We start from the raw sequence: 19,952 nt of genomic DNA on the forward strand, positions 1-19,952 counted from the left end.
CGTCCTGAAGGTTTTTCATCATGCAGTCGTCGCCGCAGCAACCGTCCCCCGGCAAGGAGCCGCGCAAGCGCTCGCTTTTCAGCTTCGGCACGTTGGCGCTCTTTGCCGGCGTCGCGGCCGGCGCCTTTGGCGTATACGTGATCGAAAGCCGCTCTGGCAACGAAGTTGCAGGCAATTGCCCCGTCGACGATCAGTTGAAGGCGCGGATCGACGCGGCGGCGCGCGGCGAAGTGGCGGCGATGGTGGCCATGGACACACCCTTCGACGCCACCGCGCTGGCCTTCAAGGATGCGGACGGCGTGCAGACCAGCATCGGCGCGATGGCCGGGCAGACGCTGCTCGTCAATTTGTGGGCAACGTGGTGCGTGCCCTGCCGAGTCGAGATGCCCGAGCTCGACCGTCTCCAAGCGGAAGCGGGCAGCGACGCCTTCGCGGTGGTGCCGATCAACCTGGATCTCGGGGAGAGCGACAAGCCGCAGGCCTTCTATGACGAGATCGGGTTGACCCATCTGCCCATGTACCGCGACGAGACGCTGAAACTCTTCAACGATTTGAAGGGCAACGGGGTGGCCTTCGGCATGCCGGTGACCATGCTCGTCGACAGCACGGGCTGTGCCCGCGGCGTCATGAACGGACCGGCCGAATGGGCGGGCGCGGATGCGCGCGCCCTGATCGATGCCTTCATGTCGGCGGGCGGCTGACGCCCTCCACGATCGCACCGGACGTTCCAGTGCCTGAATGCGAAAAGGCCGGGTTTCCCCGGCCTTTCCAATAGTCTCGACGCAGTCGCAGCTTACGCCGCGTCTTCCGCGTCCTTGCCGATTTCCTGGCCGGAAGTCTGGTCGACGACCTTCATCGACAGGCGGACCTTGCCGCGCTCGTCGAAGCCCATCAGCTTGACCCAAACCTTGTCGCCTTCCTTGACGACGTCGGTCGTCTTGGCGACGCGGTCGGCGCCGAGCTGGCTGATATGGACGAGACCATCGCGCGAACCGAAGAAGTTGACGAATGCGCCGAACTCAACCGTCTTGACGACCGTGCCCTCATAGACGCCGCCGACTTCCGGCTCCGCCACGATGGAGTGGATCCACTTGCGGGCCGCCTCGATCTCCTTGCCGGAGGAAGAGGCGATCTTCACCGTGCCGTCGTCCTCGATGTTGATCTTGGCGCCGGTCTTCTCGACGATCTCGCGGATCACCTTGCCGCCGGAACCGATCACGTCGCGGATCTTGTCGGTCGGAATCTGCATCACTTCGATGCGCGGAGCGAACTCGCCCAGCTCGGAGCGGCTCTGGGACAGGGCCTTGGCCATCTCACCCAGGATGTGGATACGTCCACCGCGGGCCTGCTCGAGGGCGATCTTCATGATCTCCTCGGTGATGCCCTGGATCTTGATGTCCATCTGGAGCGAGGTGATGCCCTCGTCCGTGCCGGCCACCTTGAAATCCATGTCGCCGAGGTGATCCTCGTCGCCCAGGATATCGGACAGAACGGCGAAGCGCTCGTCTTCCTTGATGAGGCCCATGGCGATACCCGCAACCGGACGGCCAAGCGGCACACCGGCATCCATCAGCGCCAGCGAGGTGCCGCACACCGTGGCCATCGACGAGGAGCCGTTGGATTCGGTGACTTCGGAGACGACGCGCAGCGTGTAGGGGAAGGCTTCCTTGGCCGGCAGCATCGGGCGGATCGCCCGCCAGGCCAGCTTGCCATGGCCGATTTCGCGGCGGCCGGGCGAGCCCATGCGGCCCGTCTCGCCCACCGAATAGGGCGGGAAGTTGTAGTGAAGAAGGAAGGTTTCCTTGTAGGTGCCGGTCAGCGAGTCGACATACTGCTCGTCCTCGCCGGTGCCGAGCGTCGCCACCACGAGGGCCTGCGTCTCACCACGTGTGAACAGGGCCGAGCCGTGCGTGCGCGGCAGAAGGCCGGCTTCCGCGACGATCGGGCGGACCGTGTCGAGGCTGCGGCCGTCGATGCGGCTCTTGGTGTCGAGGATGTTCCAGCGCACGATCTTGGCCTGGAGCTCCTTGAAGACCGAGCCGATCTCTTCCTTGGTGAAGCGCGGGGCTTCATCGCCCTCGGGCAGGAAATGCGCCGAGACCTTCGCCTTGACGGCGTCGACGGCGGCATAGCGGGCCTGCTTGTCGGTGATCTTGTAGGCGTCGCGCAGTTCGGTTTCGGCCAGCTTCAGCATCTCGCCCTCGAGGGCGGAGAAGTCCGGGGCGGAATGATCGCGCGGCTCCTTGGCTGCATGTTCGGCAAGCTGGATGATCGCGTCGATCACCGGCTGGAAGCCGCGATGACCGAACATCACGGCGCCGAGCATCGTCTCTTCGTCGAGTTCCTGCGCTTCCGACTCTACCATCAGGACGGCGTCCTGCGTGCCGGCGACGACGAGATCCAGCTTGGACTCGACCATTTCGTCGACATGGGGGTTCAGCTTGAACTCACCGCCGATGAGGCCCACGCGCGCCGCGCCGATGGGGCCCATGAAGGGCACGCCCGACAGCGTCAGCGCGGCAGAAGCGGCAACCATCGACACGATGTCCGGATCGTTCTCGAGGTCGTGCTGCAGAACGGTGATCACGACCTGCGTGTCGTTCTTGTAGCCCTCGGCGAAGAGCGGACGGATCGGGCGGTCGATCAGGCGGGAGACGAGCGTCTCCTTCTCGGAGGGGCGGCCTTCGCGCTTGAAGTAACCACCCGGGATGCGACCGGCCGCAAAGGCCTTTTCCTGGTAGTTGACGGTCAGCGGGAAGAAGTCGAAGCCGGGCTTGGGCGCCTTGGCGGAGACGACGGTCGCCAGGACCGTGGTTTCGCCGTAGGTGGCCAGGACGGCGCCGTCGGCCTGACGGGCGATCTTGCCCGTCTCAAGCGTCAGCGGGCGGCCGGCCCATTCGATTTCCACTTTATGGGTGTTGAACATCGTTGAATCGTTCTCTTCTGATTGCCGCGGCGCAAGTGCGCCGCCGGCGTTCCGTTGGTTGGAAACGCACATGGGCAAGACGGCGGGAGGCTTCCACTGCGCCAGCGCGGCACAAGCATCCGGCAATCCTGCCCCATGGGCGCCTGGGGCAGATGTCGAAAGGGCGGGCTCCGTCAGGAAACCCGCCACTTTCAGTCTTTAGCGACGCAGGCCGAGGCGCGAGATCAGCGCCTGGTAGCGCTCTTCTTCGCGGCTCTTCAGGTAGTCGAGAAGACGACGACGCTGCGAGACCATCTTCAAAAGGCCGCGACGCGAGTGGTTGTCCTTCTTGTGGCCTTTGAAGTGCTCGGTCAGGTTGGCGATGCGCTCGGAAAGCAGGGCTACCTGCACTTCCGGCGAACCGGTATCGCCTTCCTTGGTCGCGAATTCCTTCATAAGCTCGGCCTTGCGCTCAAGCGTGATCGACATCGTGTTTCCCTTTCGTATTCAGGAGGGTCGGGACACCCAAAGCCGGGATGTCGTCCAGCATGGGTCGTTACTCGCTCTGGCCCGTGGGCCGGCGATCGGCGGGATATAAGCCAAAACGGTGCGAAATGCCAGCCCGCCCCATGCAGGCCGCATGACGCCGCCGTCAGCGCCCGCCGAAGACGCGGCGCGGATGGAAGGAGCCCTGTTCGATCGAGCCGATGGCGATCAGCCGGCCAAGCCCGGTGGCAAACGCTTCGTCGCAGAAAGCCGGCGCATCGCGGCCGCGCAGCAGCACGGGGTTGCCCGACAGGACACGTGCCGACTGCTCGTCGCTGAGGCTGACCTCGTACAACTCGCCCAGCGCCTCGGAGGCGTCCAGGAGGTAATCGTCGAGCGGCGTGAAGTCCACGACGCGCGCCCGTGCGCCCGCCGTCACGGCCTCTTCGTCCAGCGTCTCGCGGCCCTCGTCGGCGGCGGCTTCCAGCTCTTCGAGCGTCACCATGTCGGCCTCGTCGAAGGCGCCGACGCTGAGCCGCCTGAGGTCGATCACATGACCGAAGCAGCCAAGGTCGCGGCCCATGTCGCGCGCCAGGGCACGCACATAGGTACCCTTGCCGCATTCCGCCTCGAAGACGGTTGTCTCGGCGTCGGGCATGGACACGATATCGAGCCGGTGGATCGTCACGCCGCGCGCGGCGATCTCGACCGATTCACCGCCCCGCGCAAGGTCGTAGGCCCGTTCGCCATCGATCTTGATGGCGGAGTACTGGGGCGGCACCTGCGAGATTTCGCCGCGATAGGCGTTCATCGCCTGCTCGATGTCCGTCTGTTGCGGACGCAGGTCGCTTGCCCGCAGCACCGGGCCCTCGGTATCGTCGGTTGCCGTCTCCGCGCCCCAGCGGACGGTGAAGCGGTAGACCTTCTGGCCATCCATGACATAGGGTACGGTCTTGGTCGCGTCGCCGAAGGCGATGGGCAACATGCCGGACGCCAGCGGATCCAACGTTCCGGCGTGGCCCGCCTTCTGCGCGAAATACAGCCATTTCAGCTTGGAGACCGCATCCGTCGAGCCGAGGCCCTTCGGCTTGTCCAGAATGACCCAGCCCGAAATCGGGCGCCCTTTGGGCTTGCCGCGGCGGGCCATCAGCGTTGCTCCCCGCCGGTATCGTCCTCGTCCGCGTCGTCGAGATCGCGGGCGACGGCAGGCGAGCGCAGAATAGCGTCGATCCGGGCGAAATTGTCGAAACTGTCGTCGGCGCGAAAGCGGATATCGGGCATGTACTTCATCTGTCTGAGCGCGGGCGTGGCGCGGCCGCGCAGGTATTTGCGGTTCTGGTTCAGCGCGGCGACGAAAGGCTCGCAATCCTCCTGGCCAAGCACCGTCACATAGGCGGTCGCCAGTTTCAGGTCGGCCGTCATGCGGACTTCCGTAACGGACACCACTGCCCGCTCCAGAAGCGGATCGCGCAACTCGCCGCGTTGCAGAATTTCAGTCAGCGCGTGGCGAACCTTCTCGCCGACGCTGAGCTGGCGCTGCGAGGGCGCCTTGGAGGGATTGGGGCTTCGAGCCATGTTACGTCGTTCAGCCTGGCATGATGGAAACGGATGGACGCGCCCGCCGGCCATGCTGGCCGGGAGCAAAATCGAGCGATAACGGCAAGAGGCCCGGCGCATGACGCCGGGCCGAAAGCATTGCCGCCAGTGACGCCCCTAGAGCGAGCGGGCGATGTGCTCCACGCGGAAGCATTCGATGACGTCGCCCTGGCGGATGGCGTCGTAACGCTCGAAGGCCATGCCACACTCCTGGCCGGCCGGCACTTCCGCCACTTCGTCCTTGAAGCGCTTGAGCGTCGACAGCTTGCCCTCGTGGATGACGACGCCGTCGCGCACGAGGCGCACACCGGCGCCGCGCTCGACGCGGCCTTCGGTGACACGGCAACCGGCAACCTTGCCGACCTTGGTGATGTGGAAGACCTCGAGGATCTCCGCATTGCCAAGGAACGTCTCGCGGCGCTCCGGCGACAGAAGGCCCGACATCGCCTGCTTAACGTCATCCACCAGATCGTAGATGATGTTGTAGTAGCGGATCTCGATGCCCTCGCGCTCGGCAGCCTGCCGAGCCTGAGCGTTGGCACGGACGTTGAAGCCGATGATCGCCGCATTGGAGGCGGCGGCCAGCGCCACGTCCGACTCGGTGATCGCGCCGGCGCCGGAATGCACCAGGCGTGCCGCGACTTCGTCGGTGCTGATCTTCTCGAGCGCCCCGGCGATGGCTTCGACCGAACCCTGCACGTCGCCCTTGATGACGAGCGGGAATTCCTTCAGGCCGGTCGCCTGAAGCTGGCTCATCATCTGCTCCAGCGAGCCGCGCTGTCCGGCCGACTTGGCGACGGCCTTCTCGCGGGAGACGCGCTGACGGTACTCGGCGATCTCGCGGGCCTGCGCTTCGTTCTGCACGACGGCAAAACGATCGCCGGCACGGGGCGTGCCCTGCATGCCGAGAACCTCGACGGGCATGGAAGGCGCGGCCTCCTTGACCTGGCGGCCCTGATCGTCGACCAGCGCACGCACCTTGCCCCACTCGTTGCCGGCCACGATGATGTCGCCGGTGCGCAGCGTACCCGCCTGCACCAGAACGGTAGCCACCGGGCCGCGACCGCGGTCGAGCTGGGCCTCGATGACGACGCCCTCGGCCGGCCGGTCCGGATCGGCCTTGAGTTCGAGCACCTCGGACTGCAGCAGGATCGCATCGATCAGCTTGTCGAGGTTCGTACCGGCCTTGGCCGACACTTCGACGTCCAGCACTTCGCCGCCCATCGATTCGACGAACACCTCGTGCTGCAGCAGCCCGTTGCGTACCCTGGACGGATCGGCCGACGGCTTGTCGATCTTGTTGATCGCCACGATGATCGGCACGTTCGCAGCCTTGGCGTGCTTTATGGACTCGATCGTCTGCGGCATGACGCTGTCGTCGGCCGCCACCACCAGCACGGCGATGTCGGTTGCCTGGGCGCCGCGGGCACGCATGGCCGAGAACGCCTCGTGGCCGGGCGTATCGATGAAGGTCACCTTCTGCCCGTTATGCTCGATCTGATAGGCGCCGATATGCTGCGTGATGCCGCCCGCTTCGTCGGAAACGACGCTGGTCTTGCGGATCGCATCCAGAAGCGACGTCTTGCCGTGGTCGACGTGGCCCATGATGGTCACGACGGGTGCCCGCGGCAGCATCTTGGCAGGGTCGTCGACGACGTTGAAGAAGCCTTCCTCGACGTCGGACTCTGCCACGCGCTTCGCCGTATGGCCGAATTCCGCGACGATGAGCTCGGCAAGGTCGGCGTCGATGACGTCGCCCGGCTTCATCATCTGGCCTTGCTGCATCAGGTACTTGATCACGTCTACCGCACGTTCCGACATGCGGTTTGCCAGTTCCTGGATGGTGATCGTCTCTGGAATAATCACTTCTCTGGAAATCTTCTCTCGGCTTTGCGACTGCTGCGAACGCTTGAACTTCTCCTGACGACGACGCATCGAGGAGAGGGAACGTCCGCGTGAATCCTCGTCGGACAGTGCACGGTCCAGGTTGACCCGGCCTGCGCGCCGGTCCTCCGTGCCGCGTGTGCGGGTAGGACGTGCGGCATCCGGAGCAGGTCCGGCACCGGCGCCTGCGCTGCGACGGCGTGCACCGGCACGGGCGCTGTCGTCGTCCTCGGTGGCACGGCGGGTTCCGCGCGACAGATCGCTGCGCGCTGCCGGCTTGAGGCCCAGCCCGTCATCGACGGGCGGCGGCCCGGGGATGACCGTTTCGGCGACGCCGCCACCGCCACGCTTCTGCGGCTTGGCCTGGGCACGCCGTGCGGCATCCTCCTCGGCCTTGCGACGGGCGGCTGCTTCCATCTCGACGCGCGCCGCTTCTTCGGCCTGACGACGCTCGCTTTCTTCCATTTCGGCGCGGCGGCGCTGGTCTTCTCCGATGCGGCGTGCTTCCGCCTCCTGGAACAGGCGGCGATCTTCCACCTCGCGCTGGCGGGCCAGCTCGAGGGCGCGCTTGCGCGCATCCATTTCCTTGGACGACAGATCGGACAGTACGGCGCCGCGCGGCTGCCGTCCGGCCGGAGCCGGTGCACCGCGGTTGCCGTCACGCCCACCCTGGCCACCCGGGCCGGATCGGCCGGGCGCCGTTCCACGATTGCGGGAGGCCATATTGCCTCCACCGCGATCCTGTCGGGACGCATCCTGACGCGGAGCGCCGGCAGAGGACGTCGGCGCAGCAGGCCGCGAAGCCGCCGGGCTTGCCGGACGCGCCGTTGCGGCCGGGGCCGCCGGAGCCGGGGTAGCCTGAGCCGGGCTGGCCGCAGCGGGCGTCGTCGCCGTCTCACTTGCAGCAGGGGCCGATGCAGGGGCCGGTGCCGCGGCTGCGGCCGGCTTCGGCGCTTCCGCAACCGGCTCTGCGGCCTTGGCGGCCGCGGCTTCCGCCTCGGCGGCACGGCGGGCCGTATCCGCCTCGGCTGCCGCTGCTGCGCTGGCGGCTGCTGCCGCTGCAGCCTCCGCCTCGGCAGCCTTGCGGGCCTCTTCCTGGCGCGCGGAATCTTCGGCGGCGGCGCGTGCCGCCTTCGCCTCGTCCTCAGCCTGCGCATTGGCAAGCGCCTGCGCCTGCGCCGGCGTCAGGCCACTGCGGACCGCACCATCGCCGGGACGCGCGTCCTCGGGCTTGGAGAACTTGCGCTTCTTCGTTTCGACCACGACATTCTTCGTGCGCCCATGCGAAAAATTCTGCCGCACGGTGGATTGCTGGACCCCACCGGGCTTGATCGACAGAGTCTTCTTCGTGTTGACGCTCAGAGTCTTGTCGTCGCCGGATTTGGTATCGCTCATTTACGCTTCCGCTTCCTGCGTGGGTGTCGTCCCACGCCTATCGTCCGTGCCGCAGAGATAGCCGGGCTGCCCTGCATGTTCGTTCGAGACCGTGTCGCCCCGGGCGGCATCCCGCTCCGGCAACACGCTCTCCTCGGAGCTCTGCTCCCTGAAATTCGCCAGCGCCCGAAGGCGCTTCAGGCATGCCGTGCCTGCGCTTCCGGCAAGAACGGCAGCATGTATCACATTATCGCCGCCGAGTGCCAAACCCATTTCGTCGCTGGAAAAGGATCCGAACACCGGTACGGGTTTTAGTCCGCCCGCCGTCGCCGCCTTGGCGGCACCATCCAGCTTGCGGATCCCGTCGGGCGCCCCGTCCAGCGCATGAAGCAGCGCCACGGCCTTGCCGCCACGGATGGCGGCTTCGACCTTGGTTGCCCCCGTCACCACCTGGCCGGCCTTGCGGGCCATCCCAAGGGATCCAAGCGCCGAACGCGACAGCGCCGCGTCCACCGTATCGGCCAGTTCCGGCCCGGCTTTCACGTCCTGTCGCAGCGCGCGCTTCAGAAGCCCCTTGCGGACGACCTCCTCCACGACCTTGCGCCGCGCCTCGACGTGGGCGCCGCGTCCCGGCAACCGCCGCCGCAGATCGGGTACGACCGTGCCGTCCGGCGCCGCAACCAGCCGGACAAGCGCGTCCGGATGCATGGTCGCGCGAGAGAGGATGCACATGCGATCGTTCAACTGCACCTCCTCTTCCACCGTTCGTAACCTCGTTTCCGTTTCTGCCTGCGGCGATCGATGCCGCTCAGGCTTGCTCGTCTTCGGCCGTCTCCGTTTCCTCGACGGCGTCGGCCGAAATCCAGCCCGCCTTGATGCGCGCCTGCATGACCATGGCTTCGGCGTCCGCGCGGCTGACATCGAAGGCCGACAGGGCGCCGGTGAAACGCTTGGTTTCCCCGTCCTTGCGCTCGGTCCAGCCAACGAGATCGTCCGCAGCACAACCGGCGAAATCTTCGAGCGACTTCACATCGTCCTCGCCGAGGGCGACGAGCATGGGTGTCGTCAGCCCGTCGATCTCGCGCAGATCGTCTGAAACGCCGAGTTCGCGGCGACGTGCATCCAGCTCCGCTTCGCGCTGATCGAGATACTCACGCGCCCGGGTCTGGATTTCCGAAGCCGTATCCTCATCGAAACCCTCGATTGCGGATACCTCGTCTGTATCAACATAAGCTACTTCCTCTACCGAGGAAAAGCCTTCCGACGCCAAAAGCTGGCCGACCATCTCGTCGACATTGAGCGCGTCCATGAAAAGAGCCGACCGCTCGACGAATTCCTTCTGTCGGCGTTCCGATTCTTCCTGCTCGGTGAGGATGTCGATATCCCAGCCGGTCAGCTGCGACGCAAGGCGCACATTCTGGCCCCGACGACCGATCGCAAGGGATAGCTGGTCATCCGGCACCACGACTTCAATACGCTCGGCGTCCTCGTCCAGCACGACCTTTGCCACTTCGGCCGGCTGCAGGGCGTTGACCAGGAAGGACGCGGCATCCGGCGACCAGGGGATGATGTCGATCTTCTCGCCCTGCAATTCGCCGACCACCGCCTGCACGCGAGAGCCGCGCATGCCGACGCAGGCGCCGACCGGGTCGATGGACGAATCGCGCGAGATGACGGCGATCTTGGCGCGCGAGCCGGGATCGCGGGCCACGGCCCTGATCTCGATGATGCCATCGTAGATTTCCGGAACTTCCATGGTGAACAGCTTCGCCATGAACTGCGGATGGGTCCGCGACAGGAAGATCTGCGGGCCGCGCTGCTCGCGGCGGACATCGTAGACATAGGCGCGCACGCGGTCGCCATAGCTGAAGATCTCGCGCGGGATCTGCTCGTCGCGGCGGATGATGCCCTCGCCCTTGCCGAGATCGACGATGACGTTGCCGTATTCCACCCGCTTGACCGTACCGTTGACGATCTCGCCGACGCGGTCGCGGTATTCCTCGTACTGCTTGTCGCGCTCGGCCTCGCGCACCTTCTGCACGATGACCTGCTTGGCCGACTGGGCCGCGATACGGCCGAATTCCATCGGCGGCAACTGCTCGGCGATGAAGTCGCCCGGCTCGGCGTCGGGGTTCTTGTCGCGCGCCAACTCCAGGTAGATCTGCGTCGACGGATCGTCCACATCGTGGACCACTTCCAGCAGGCGCTGCAGCTTGATCTCGCCGGTGCGGGAGTTGATGTCCACGCGAATGTTGGTTTCCTGCCCGTACCGGGCCCGCGCCGCCTTCTGGATCGCGTCGGCCATGGCCGCGATCACGATCTCGCGGTCGATAGACTTCTCGCGCGCGACGGCGTCTGCGATCTGCAGAAGCTCAAGCCTGTTCGCACTGACTGCCATTGACGTCATCTCCTGTTAGCGGCCTTCCGGCCCGCCGGGCTGTCATGCCGGCCGCTTGGCGCACGCCCATGGCGGCGCTGTCCAACTCTGGGCGTCGGGGCCGGCCTACTGGCGCGCCCCGATATCCGCATCGTCACCGGCCTCGCCGGCCACACCCTTGCGCGCCATCTTCTCGTGGCGCAGCGATGCCTGGATCAGTTCGTCCGTCAGGATCAGACGGGCTTCGGCGATGGCATCGAGAGGAACCAGCACGCTGGCCTCCTCGCCATAGGCGGGCTGATCGCGGTCGAGGCGGATCGAATCGCCCTCGACACCGGTGACCTTGCCGCGAAACCGCTTGCGGCCATCCAGCAGGCGGTTCGTCTCCAGCTTGATCAGATGTCCGGCCCAGGCTTCGAAATCCTGGCGACGCACCAGCGGCCTGTCGATACCGGGCGAGGACACTTCGAGATGGTAAGCCCGATCCAGCGGGTCCTCTACGTCGAGCACCGGCGAAACGCCGCGGCTGACTGCCTCGCAATCCTCGACCGTCATGGTGCCGTCCGGCCGCTCCGCCATGATCTGCAGCGTCGTACCGTTCAGGCCCGACATACGGATGCGGACGAGGCGATACCCAAGTTGCTCGATGACGGGCTCGACGATGGCGGCGATACGCCCTTCGAGCCCTTCCTCGACGATGATGCGATTGTCTACGTTCACGGACACTCCGGAAAAGCGATCGTGCCGGGATACCCCGGCAGGGATTCATCGCTGCGAAGCCCTATCAACAAAAAAGAGCGGGACCGGCTGGACCCACTCTCACGAAGACATCGCAGAGAATTTGAAATGGCATATACCCATTCCGGCCCATCTTTTCAAGCCGATCAGGCAACGTCCCGGCGCAGGAAGGTAAGATAGGCAGCCCGACGCCCCTCTCGGAAAGCCTTCGCCTCATAGCGCGTGCCGGGCCACGCCTCGTAGGGCGTGTGCCAGTCGCGGGCACTCGTTGCCGGCCAGTCGAAGGCTTCGTACGCGTCGATATGGGCAAGCGTCCAGTTGACATAGGTGTCGATGTCGGAAGCAAACCGAAACCGTGCGCCGGGCCGCAGCACCCGGGCAAACCGGTCCAGGTTGCGCGGATTGACGAAGCGTCGCTTGAAGTGGCGCTTCTTGGGCCACGGGTCCGGGTAGAAGAGATCGATGCCGGCAAGCGAAGCCTCCGGCAGCCAGTCCAGCAGCCGGGTTGCGTCGTCGGCATAGAGGCGCAGGTTGGGAAGCGGATCGGCCTCCAGCGCGGCCAGCATCTTGGCCATGCCGTTGACGAAGGGCTCGACGCCGATGAAGCCGACATCGGGGAAGCGCGCCGCCTCGTGCCGCAGATGCTCGCCGCCGCCGAAGCCGATCTCCAGCCTGACGGCCTCGACGGGGCGGGCAAAAAGCGCTTCCAGCCGCGCCGGCGCAGGCGTCGACAGATCCACGGCCAGGTCCGGCAGAAGGCCGTCGATCAGGCCTTGCTGCCATGCTGTCAGCGACTTGCCCTTGTGGCGGCCGAAAAAGGCCTCCCGCGAGCGTACGGGGTGCGACGTCACGCCTTGGCCGCTGCCACCGCCGCCTTCAGCTTGGGCGCGAGATCGGTCTTCTCCCACGAGAAGGCACCGTCGCGGCCGGGCTTGCGGCCGAAATGCCCGTAGGCGGAGGTGCGCGCATAGATCGGCCGGGCAAGCTGAAGATGCTCGCGGATGCCGCGCGGCGTCAGCTTCATTACCTCGCGGATCGCCTTCTCCACGACATCCTCGCCGACCTTGCCGGTATCGTGGAGGTCGACATAGACGGAGACGGGCTCGGCGATGCCGATCGCGTAGGAAAGCTGGATCGTGCAGCGGTCGGCCAGCTTGGCCGCAACGACGTTCTTGGCCAGATAGCGCGCCGCATAGGCGGCGGACCGGTCCACCTTGGTCGGGTCCTTGCCGGAGAAGGCGCCGCCGCCATGGGGCGCCGCACCGCCATAAGTATCCACGATGATCTTGCGGCCGGTCAGGCCCGCATCGCCATCGGGACCACCGATGACGAACTTGCCGGTCGGGTTGACGTGCCAGACGCAGTCTTCGGCAATGGGAAGCTCGGCCGTGGCTTCGCGCACGAACGGTTCGACGATGCGGCGGATATCCTCGGAGGTGAGGGTCTCGTCGAAATGCTGCGTCGACAGCACGATCGAGCTGATCGCCGAAGGGGCGCCGTCCTTGTAATGCACTGTCACCTGCGTCTTGGCGTCGGGGCCGAGCTTGCCGGCCTCCCCCTCGCCGGCCTTGCGGGCCTGCGTCAGACGCTCGAGAATCTTGTGCGAATAATAGATCGGCGCCGGCATCAGGTCGGCGGTTTCCCTGCAGGCATAACCGAACATGATGCCCTGGTCGCCCGCGCCCTCGCTGGCCTTGTTGCCCGCATCCACGCCCTGCGCGATATCCGCCGACTGGGCATGCAGCAGAACGTCGATCTTGACCTTCTTCCAGTGGAAGCCGTCCTGCTCGTAGCCGATCGCCTTGATCGCACGGCGCGCGGCGGCCCGCACCTTGGAGCGGATCTGCCGCTCGTCGAGCGAGCATCGCACTTCACCGGCGATGATGACCCGATTGGTGGTTGCGAGCGTCTCGCAGGCGACGCGAATTTGGCCGGCGTCCATGCCGATCTTCTTCGCTTCGCGGTAGAACAGGTCCACGACCTCGTCGGATATGCGGTCGCAGATCTTGTCCGGATGGCCTTCCGACACACTCTCGGACGTAAAGAAGAACTCGTTGCGCTGCATGAATGCCAAACCTTGCCGCCAAAGCGGGATGACGCGGCCCAAGGGCCCTGGATAGCCGGCAGAACCAGCCGATCGACGGGGAAACGACGGTGCTTGTGGCAATGTCGTTCATCGCAAGGGGTTTGGCGAGACGCGGCTTCCGCGTCAAGGGGGAAGATGCGAACGGGCGCCTGAACGCCCGTTCAGTCCGTTGTGGGCCTTACTGCCGGAAGCCGCGCTGCGGCTTGCGATTGGTCGCGGCCAGCGTATCGGCGAGCTCCAGCACCATGCGGCGCACGTTCGGATCGCTGATATCGCGGAACCGCTCCAGCAACCGGGCCTCTTCGGCGGAGAGGCTGTCGCCACCGATCCAGCCGCTTCCCTCGCCTTCGGCCATGCCGCCGCGGGCTGCGGCGACTGCCGGAACCCCCTCGAAGAAGCGCATCAGCGGCACTTCCAGAACGCGTGCGATGTCGCAGAGACGGCCAACCGTAATGCGGTTCGTGGCGTTCTCGTACTTCTGCACCTGCTGGAACGTGATGCCGAGGCGATCTCCGAGCCATTCGCGGCTGACGCGGGCGCGCATCCGGATCGCCTGGATCTGACGGCCGACGATGACGTCGGCCTCGTCAGGCTTTTTCTTGTTGACCCGACCTTCGGGTATTTGATTTTGCTGCACTGTCAAATCCATGGGCTTCAATACCTCTGTCTCCACCAATTTCCTTGTAACCATATTTATCCAACAATATCCATCTTACTCTATAGGATTATGTTTATTGCGCAGAATGGCGCAACCGTCAATGGCGATCAGGAATGGCTGCGGCGGAGGGTGGATACGGTCAGCAGTGCGGCCGCCGACATGAGCCAGAATACGAGGCTTCCATACTGTGCGAACACCGTTTGCGCACCCGGCGCCGGCAATGCGGCGGCGATGGTTCCACGCTCGCCGAGGCCCATGCGCGCCACGTCCCGGCCCACCGAATCGGTCACGATGGAAATGCCCGAATTGGCCGCCCGCACCAGCGGCAGGCCCAATGCCACGGCTGTCAGCCGGGCATGCGCGAGATGCTGGTAGGGGCCGGGCGTATCGCCGTACCAGGCATCGTTGGTGACGTTCAGGATGAACGCGTCGCCGGGCTGACGCCGGATCTCGTTGGGGAAGATCACTTCGTAGCAGATCAGCGGCAGGAAGGGCGGAACGCCTTCCACCCCGCCCGACTGCCGCTCCTGGGCGGCCGAAAAGCCACCTGGAAGCTGCGTCAGCTGCATGATGCCGAGGCGTTCCAGGGCCGACTGGAACGGCAGATACTCGCCGAAGGGGACAAGGTGCAGCTTGTCGAAACGGCCATCCACCGTGCCGTCCGGCCGGATTGCCAGTATGGAATTATAGTAACGCGGCTCCGCCCCGGCGCGCTCTTGCGTGCGGGCGGCGCCGGCCAGAAGCCGGGCATCGGGCGCAAGGCTTTGCGCGGCAGCGCCCACCACGGGCGAAACGTCGGAGATCAGGTATGGGAAGGACGATTCCGGCCATATGACGATCTCGCCCGGGGGGCTGTCCGTCCGTGGAGCGGACATGTCCATCAGCAGCCGCAGGATGGCGTTTGCCTCGGCCGGGTCCCATTTGCTGCTCTGGTCGATCGCCGGCTGGACGATGCGGACATGTGCGGGGTCGGGCCCCGGTGCGGGCACGTCCGCCGCCAGGCGATACGCCCCATAGGCGCCGTGGAACGCCAGAAGCGACAGGCCGATAGACGCAACGGCCGGCCGCCTCGGCTGCCGGCGAAGCAACAGCACGGGCAGCGAAAAGACCACGACGCCAATGAGCGTCAGCCCATGCGTGCCCCAGACCGCCGCCGTCTGCATGAACAGCGGCCAGGGCGCGGCCATCATGCCGATCTCGTTCCAGGGAAAGCCGGTCAGCAGCCGGGCACGCAGAAATTCGGCCAGCGCAAAGGCCAGCGCCAGCACGAGGATACGTTCCGCCCCGGTTGACCAGAAGCGCCGGGCGATGGCGACGGCGATACCGAAATACACGGCCAGCACCGCCGGCAGGCCGAGGACCGCCAGCGGCAGCGCCCACCAGAAGGCGGCGGCATCCACCAGCATGGCGGCACCGAGCCACCAGAGACCACCGACGAAATAGCCGAATCCGAACCACCAGCCGAGACGGAAGGCAGCCGCCATCCCATCGCCACGGCGAACCAGGCCGTCGATGGCCAGAACCAGTATGGGAAAGGCGATAAAGCCCGCCGGCACGATATGATACGGCGCCAGGCCCAATGTGGCGATGGCCCCGGCCAGCGCGACCAATGCGGCGCGGCGCCAGCCGGCCGCGCCGAACGGCCGTTCAACGACGGCCGCAGGCACCCCGGCCGGCAGCGTCAAGCGTGCAACGCCACGGCGTCGGCGGCTCCATCGACGTTGCGCATGACGCGCACCCTGCGCACTCGGCGGCTGTCGGCCTCGATGACTTCGAGCCGATATCCGCTGACGGTGTCGATGACGACGCCTTCGGGCGGAATGTCGCCATACTCCAGCACGACGAGCCCGCCGATCGTATCGGCTTCGTCCGCATAGGGCGCGATGTCGAAATCGACCCCGATACGGTCGCGGACGTCGTCGAGGTCGGCACGCGCGTCGACCATGAACACGCCGTCGGCCTCGGGCTGGATCAGCTTTTCCTCGTCGTCATGCTCGTCCTCGATGTCGCCGACGACGATCTCGAGAAGGTCTTCCATGGAAACCAGACCGTCCGTACCGCCATACTCGTCGATGACGAGGGCGATCTGGATGTGGCTGACCTTCATGCGGCTCATCAATTCCAGTGCCGACATCGACGGCGGAACGAACAGCACCTTGCGAATCAGGGCCAGCTCGGAAAGCGGCTTGTCCAGGCGTACGGCAGCCAGGTTCAATGCCGGGGCGCCCCCACCCTCGGCACCCAGCGCGTACTCGGTGATATGATCAACAAGGTCGCGGATGTGCACCATGCCGCGCGGGTCATCCAGGCCGTCGCCATAGACCGGCAGGCGGGAATGGCCGCACTCGCGGAACTTGACGAGCAACTCGCCCAGCGTCGCGTTGATATCGACGGCCTCTATTTCGGAGCGGGGCACCATCGCGTCCTCGACGCGAAATTCGTGCAGCCCGAGAATGTTGGTCAGCATGACCTGCTCTTCGCCGGTCAGGCCGGATCCCTCCTCGGCATTCAGAAGTGCCTCGGTGATCTTTTCTCTCAAGGGCAGCGGTACTTTCGGCTTCAGCAGCGAGAGAAACTGCTCGAAAAAGCCGGGTTCCGACGATTTGCGCTCGTCGGGGCGCGGACTTCGGTCTTCGTTGGCGGCGTCGCCATCGCCATAGGCGCCCTCGACCGAGTCATGCGCGTTGTCGGCAGACGTGCTGCCGCTCGCGGTCCTGTTCATCCCTTTATCCATCGTATGTTCAACATCTCAGTCGACCGGGTCCACACCGGCTACCCCGCCAGAATCGGCGTAAGGATCGGCAATTGCAAGCGTCGAAAGCACAAGAACTTCCAGACGCTCCATCTGTTCGGCCTCTTCGGCCTCTTCGTGATCGTAACCCAGAAGATGCAGCATGCCATGAACGACCAGATGACGGAAATGATCCGCAAGCGGTTTTCCGTCGCGCAGCGCCTCCCGTTGCAGGGTCTGGCGCGCCAGCACCAGGTCTCCGGCCATGGCGCCGGGTGCCTTGCCCGGCGTCAGCTGCACGATGGGAAACGACAGAATGTTCGTTGGCTTGTCCTTGCCGCGCCACTGCCCGTTCAAGGCGCGGAGCGCCTCGTCGTCGGCAAGCGTGACGCCGACTTCCGTGGCTAGGCCCGGCTTCATTCCGGCGCCGGACAAGGCCGCGCCTGCGGCCTCGGCCGCAAGACGGGCCGCATCCGGCAGAATGGTGTTCCAATCGGCATCGTCGACCGACAGGATCAGCTCGACCGACGGATAGCCGGCCGCGTGCAACGGCTCATCGTTCATGCCGGCGATGCGGTCCCCGCCTGGACGGCTTCCCGCTGGCGTGTCGCGTCGCCCTCATAGGCTTCGACGATGGCCTGGACCAGCTTGTGCCGCACAACGTCGGCCGACTGGAAGCGCACCGTCACGATGTTGGATACGCCGGACAGCACGCGCAGCGCCTCCACCAGGCCGGACTTCTGGCCGGGCGGCAGATCGATCTGGGAAGGATCGCCCGTCACCACCATGCGGGCGTTTTCGCCAAGGCGGGTCAGAAACATCTTCATCTGCATGGTGGTCGTGTTCTGCGCCTCGTCCAGGATAACGGCGGCATTGGCAAGCGTACGTCCACGCATGAAGGCAAGCGGCGCGATCTCGATGGCGTTAGCCGCGATGGCCCGCTCCACCTTTTCGGCGGGCATCATGTCGTAGAGCGCGTCGTAGAGCGGGCGCAGATAAGGGTCGACCTTCTCTTTCATGTCGCCGGGCAGGAAGCCCAGCCGTTCGCCGGCTTCCACCGCCGGACGCGACAGGATGATCCGCTCCACCTGCCCGCGCTCCAGCAACTGGGCGGCATAGGCCACAGCAAGGTAGGTCTTGCCGGTGCCAGCCGGGCCGACGCCGAAGACGAGTTCGGCCCGCTCCATCGCCCGCATATAGGCATCCTGCGTCGGCGTGCGCGCATGGATGGTCTTCTTGCGGGTGGATATCTGGGCCAGCGCCATCCGACCTTTCTTTTCGAGTGTCGGAAGGACGAGCTGGTCGTCCTGCGCCACGGCCATGCGAATGGCACCTTCGACGTCGGAGGGCTGGATATCGTGCCCTGCCTGCAGGCGGGCATAGAGCGTATCGAGCGTGCGGCGGGCCTGCTCGCAGGCCATGGGCTCGCCGCGCAGCTCAAGCTGGTTGCCGCGCGCCCGCGCGTCGACATGAAGTTTCTGCTCCAGAAGGGCAAGATTTTCGTCGAACTTGCCGAAAAGCGCACCGGCAAGACGATTATCGTCGAAAGTCAGCACGATATGGGCCATGTCCGAAGCACCGGAAGCCGGTGACATGCCGCGCGCTGGTGTCATGCGCTCTCCCTCAGGTCGTGTTGGGTGAAGTTTCCGGCGGCGCCGGCACGGACGCCTTGGACCCGGGGCTCTGCGCCCTCTGCCATCAGCGAATTGGGCAATGAAGAGGCGATCCGTACCGAGACGATGTCGCCGACTGCGCCGGCGCTATCCGGCACCACCACCGGCAGCAGGAAGGGCGAGCGCCCCACCATCTGCCCGGCGTGACGGCCGGTCTTCTCGATGAGAACGTCGGTCGTGCGGCCGACGAAACTTTCCTGGAAGGCCACCTGCTGCTCGCGCAGCAGGGCCTGCAGACGTTCGAGGCGCTCGGACTTGACGGCCTCGGCGACATGGCCGTCCATCGCGGCGCCCGGCGTGCCGGGGCGCGGCGAATACTTGAACGAGTAGGCCTGCGCATAGCCGATGTCGCGCACGATCTGCAAAGTCGCCTCGAAATCGGCATCCGTTTCGCCCGGGAAGCCCACGATGAAATCGCCCGACAATGCAAGGTCGGGCCGCGCCGCGCGAATGCGCGCGACAAGCCGGACATAGTCGGAAGCCTTGTGGCGACGGTTCATCGCTTTCAGGATCGCGTCGGAACCGGATTGCACCGGCAGATGCAGATAGGGCATGAGCTGCGGCAGGTCGCGGTGCGCCGCGATCAGCGCATCGTCCATGTCGCGCGGATGCGACGTCGTATAGCGCAGGCGCGCGATGCCTGGCACCTGCGCCAGCGCATGGAGCAGGTCGGCGAAATCGCCGGTCGCCCCGGTCCAGGCGTTGACGTTCTGGCCAAGCAGGGTCAACTCGCGCACGCCGGCATCGGCAAGGCGCCGTGCCTCTTCGACGACGTCCGCCATCGGCCGCGACACTTCCGCGCCGCGCGTATAGGGCACCACGCAGAAGGTGCAGAACTTGTCGCAGCCTTCCTGCACCGTCAGGAAGGCAGTGACGCCGCGGCTGGCGATCTGCTTGCGGTTCTGGCCGGGCAGATGGCGGAACTTGTCCTCCACCGCATAGTCGGTATCGACGACGCGCTCGCCAAGGGCCACGCGGCCCAGCGCCTCGGGCAGACGGTGATAGGTTTGCGGGCCGACGACGAGGTCCACCACCGGCGCGCGCGCCATGATCTCGGCGCCCTCGGCCTGCGCCACGCAGCCCGTGACACCGATGGTCATGGCTTCGCCGCGTTCGGCGCGCTCGGCCTTCAGCTCGCGGATGCGGCCGAGTTCCGAATAGATCTTCTCGGCCGCCTTTTCGCGGATGTGGCAGGTGTTGATGAGGACGAGGTCGGCGTTCTCGATCGTGTCGGTGGGCTCGTAACCGTCGCGGGACAACGCATCACCCATGCGCTGGCTGTCGTAGACGTTCATCTGGCACCCATAGGTGCGGATGAAAACCTTGCGGCTGTTGCTGCCCGACTTACCTTCGTTCGCTGTCTCGGTCATCGATCCTTCCGGGATGCCGGCAAGCCGGCCCTCGTCCTTCAATATCGGCCCGATAAGGCGGCTGCGCAAGCGCC

17 protein-coding genes and 1 pseudogene are annotated in these 19,952 nt (G+C 65.7%); 1 reads left to right on the plus strand and 17 read right to left on the minus strand.

Annotated features, from left to right (window positions below; genetic code table 11):
- Nucleotides 1-20: 20 nt before the first annotated feature.
- The gene (gene tlpA / locus AUL31_RS09035; RefSeq protein ID WP_082646869.1) at nt 21-701 is read left to right on the plus strand and encodes a thiol:disulfide interchange protein TlpA; all 681 of its coding nucleotides are present in this window, start codon (nt 21-23) and stop codon (nt 699-701) included.
- A gap of 92 nt (nt 702-793) precedes the next feature.
- On the opposite strand, the gene pnp is transcribed toward tlpA, so the two are convergent.
- The 17 genes and pseudogenes from pnp to miaB all read right to left on the minus strand — a co-directional run bounded on the left by pnp (nt 794) and on the right by miaB (nt 19,878).
- Complete coding sequence (gene pnp, locus AUL31_RS09040; protein WP_060605355.1) at nt 794-2,926, minus strand: polyribonucleotide nucleotidyltransferase; 2,133 nt, start codon at nt 2,924-2,926, stop codon at nt 794-796.
- A gap of 198 nt (nt 2,927-3,124) precedes the next feature.
- Nucleotides 3,125-3,394: a 30S ribosomal protein S15 gene (gene rpsO / locus AUL31_RS09045; protein ID WP_039188381.1), complete on the minus strand. Its 270-nt coding sequence runs from the start codon at nt 3,392-3,394 to the stop codon at nt 3,125-3,127.
- Between the two features lie 163 nt (nt 3,395-3,557).
- Entirely contained in the window at nt 3,558-4,538 is a 981-nt protein-coding gene (truB, locus tag AUL31_RS09050; RefSeq protein ID WP_060604685.1) for a tRNA pseudouridine(55) synthase TruB, read from the minus strand.
- Entirely contained in the window at nt 4,538-4,966 is a 429-nt protein-coding gene (gene rbfA, locus AUL31_RS09055; RefSeq protein ID WP_060604688.1) for a 30S ribosome-binding factor RbfA, read from the minus strand. The genes truB and rbfA overlap by 1 nt, the downstream gene beginning before the upstream one ends.
- 138 nt (nt 4,967-5,104) lie before the next feature.
- Nucleotides 5,105-8,059: a translation initiation factor IF-2 gene (gene infB / locus AUL31_RS09060; protein WP_457912011.1), complete on the minus strand. Its 2,955-nt coding sequence runs from the start codon at nt 8,057-8,059 to the stop codon at nt 5,105-5,107.
- Between the two features lie 63 nt (nt 8,060-8,122).
- A pseudogene (locus AUL31_RS20895) lies at nt 8,123-8,266 on the minus strand (translation initiation factor IF-2 associated domain-containing protein); the annotation flags it as partial.
- Complete coding sequence (locus AUL31_RS19980; protein WP_082646870.1) at nt 8,267-9,166, minus strand: RNA-binding protein; 900 nt, start codon at nt 9,164-9,166, stop codon at nt 8,267-8,269. It lies immediately after the preceding pseudogene.
- Entirely contained in the window at nt 9,054-10,643 is a 1,590-nt protein-coding gene (gene nusA, locus AUL31_RS09070; protein ID WP_060604694.1) for a transcription termination factor NusA, read from the minus strand. Before nusA ends, AUL31_RS19980 begins: the two co-directional genes overlap by 113 nt.
- 105 nt (nt 10,644-10,748) lie before the next feature.
- Nucleotides 10,749-11,342, minus strand: a complete 594-nt coding sequence (gene rimP / locus AUL31_RS09075; RefSeq protein ID WP_409359955.1) for a ribosome maturation factor RimP — start codon at nt 11,340-11,342, stop codon at nt 10,749-10,751.
- 164 nt (nt 11,343-11,506) lie between these two features.
- Nucleotides 11,507-12,211, minus strand: coding sequence for a tRNA (guanine(46)-N(7))-methyltransferase TrmB (gene trmB, locus AUL31_RS20680; protein ID WP_060604700.1), 705 nt, complete (start codon nt 12,209-12,211; stop codon nt 11,507-11,509).
- On the minus strand, nt 12,208-13,425 hold the full coding sequence (metK, locus tag AUL31_RS20685) for a methionine adenosyltransferase (RefSeq protein ID WP_060605358.1): 1,218 nt from the start codon (nt 13,423-13,425) through the stop codon (nt 12,208-12,210). The genes trmB and metK overlap by 4 nt, the downstream gene beginning before the upstream one ends.
- A gap of 199 nt (nt 13,426-13,624) precedes the next feature.
- Complete coding sequence (locus AUL31_RS09090; RefSeq protein ID WP_232414203.1) at nt 13,625-14,083, minus strand: helix-turn-helix domain-containing protein; 459 nt, start codon at nt 14,081-14,083, stop codon at nt 13,625-13,627.
- A gap of 128 nt (nt 14,084-14,211) precedes the next feature.
- The gene (gene lnt, locus AUL31_RS09095; protein ID WP_143190180.1) at nt 14,212-15,789 is read right to left on the minus strand and encodes an apolipoprotein N-acyltransferase; all 1,578 of its coding nucleotides are present in this window, start codon (nt 15,787-15,789) and stop codon (nt 14,212-14,214) included.
- Nucleotides 15,786-16,826, minus strand: coding sequence for a transporter associated domain-containing protein (locus tag AUL31_RS09100; RefSeq protein WP_082646871.1), 1,041 nt, complete (start codon nt 16,824-16,826; stop codon nt 15,786-15,788). Before AUL31_RS09100 ends, lnt begins: the two co-directional genes overlap by 4 nt.
- Before the next feature lie 27 nt (nt 16,827-16,853).
- The gene (gene ybeY, locus AUL31_RS09105; protein ID WP_073469146.1) at nt 16,854-17,399 is read right to left on the minus strand and encodes an rRNA maturation RNase YbeY; all 546 of its coding nucleotides are present in this window, start codon (nt 17,397-17,399) and stop codon (nt 16,854-16,856) included.
- Entirely contained in the window at nt 17,396-18,448 is a 1,053-nt protein-coding gene (locus tag AUL31_RS09110; RefSeq protein ID WP_060604706.1) for a PhoH family protein, read from the minus strand. The genes ybeY and AUL31_RS09110 overlap by 4 nt, the downstream gene beginning before the upstream one ends.
- Complete coding sequence (miaB, locus tag AUL31_RS09115) at nt 18,445-19,878, minus strand: tRNA (N6-isopentenyl adenosine(37)-C2)-methylthiotransferase MiaB (protein WP_060605372.1); 1,434 nt, start codon at nt 19,876-19,878, stop codon at nt 18,445-18,447. The genes AUL31_RS09110 and miaB overlap by 4 nt, the downstream gene beginning before the upstream one ends.
- Between the last annotated feature and the right edge of the window lie 74 nt (nt 19,879-19,952).

It is taken from the genome of Aureimonas altamirensis (assembly GCF_001463885.1).
Taxonomy (GTDB): domain Bacteria; phylum Pseudomonadota; class Alphaproteobacteria; order Rhizobiales; family Rhizobiaceae; genus Aureimonas; species Aureimonas altamirensis.

What these genes read in the sequence shown, in the direction of transcription:
- tlpA (WP_082646869.1), top strand. Translation starts at nt 21, where the DNA reads ATGCAGTCGTCGCCGCAGCAACCGTCCCCCGGCAAGGAGCCGCGCAAG.
- pnp (WP_060605355.1), bottom strand. Translation starts at nt 2,926, where the DNA reads ATGTTCAACACCCATAAAGTGGAAATCGAATGGGCCGGCCGCCCGCTG.
- rpsO (WP_039188381.1), bottom strand. Translation starts at nt 3,394, where the DNA reads ATGTCGATCACGCTTGAGCGCAAGGCCGAGCTTATGAAGGAATTCGCG.
- truB (WP_060604685.1), bottom strand. Translation starts at nt 4,538, where the DNA reads ATGGCCCGCCGCGGCAAGCCCAAAGGGCGCCCGATTTCGGGCTGGGTC.
- rbfA (WP_060604688.1), bottom strand. Translation starts at nt 4,966, where the DNA reads ATGGCTCGAAGCCCCAATCCCTCCAAGGCGCCCTCGCAGCGCCAGCTC.
- AUL31_RS19980 (WP_082646870.1), bottom strand. Translation starts at nt 9,166, where the DNA reads ATGTCAGCCGCGCGGACGCCGAAGCCATGGTCATGCAGGCGCGCATCA.
- nusA (WP_060604694.1), bottom strand. Translation starts at nt 10,643, where the DNA reads ATGGCAGTCAGTGCGAACAGGCTTGAGCTTCTGCAGATCGCAGACGCC.
- metK (WP_060605358.1), bottom strand. Translation starts at nt 13,425, where the DNA reads ATGCAGCGCAACGAGTTCTTCTTTACGTCCGAGAGTGTGTCGGAAGGC.
- AUL31_RS09100 (WP_082646871.1), bottom strand. Translation starts at nt 16,826, where the DNA reads ATGAACAGGACCGCGAGCGGCAGCACGTCTGCCGACAACGCGCATGAC.
- ybeY (WP_073469146.1), bottom strand. Translation starts at nt 17,399, where the DNA reads ATGAACGATGAGCCGTTGCACGCGGCCGGCTATCCGTCGGTCGAGCTG.
- AUL31_RS09110 (WP_060604706.1), bottom strand. Translation starts at nt 18,448, where the DNA reads ATGACACCAGCGCGCGGCATGTCACCGGCTTCCGGTGCTTCGGACATG.
- miaB (WP_060605372.1), bottom strand. Translation starts at nt 19,878, where the DNA reads ATGACCGAGACAGCGAACGAAGGTAAGTCGGGCAGCAACAGCCGCAAG.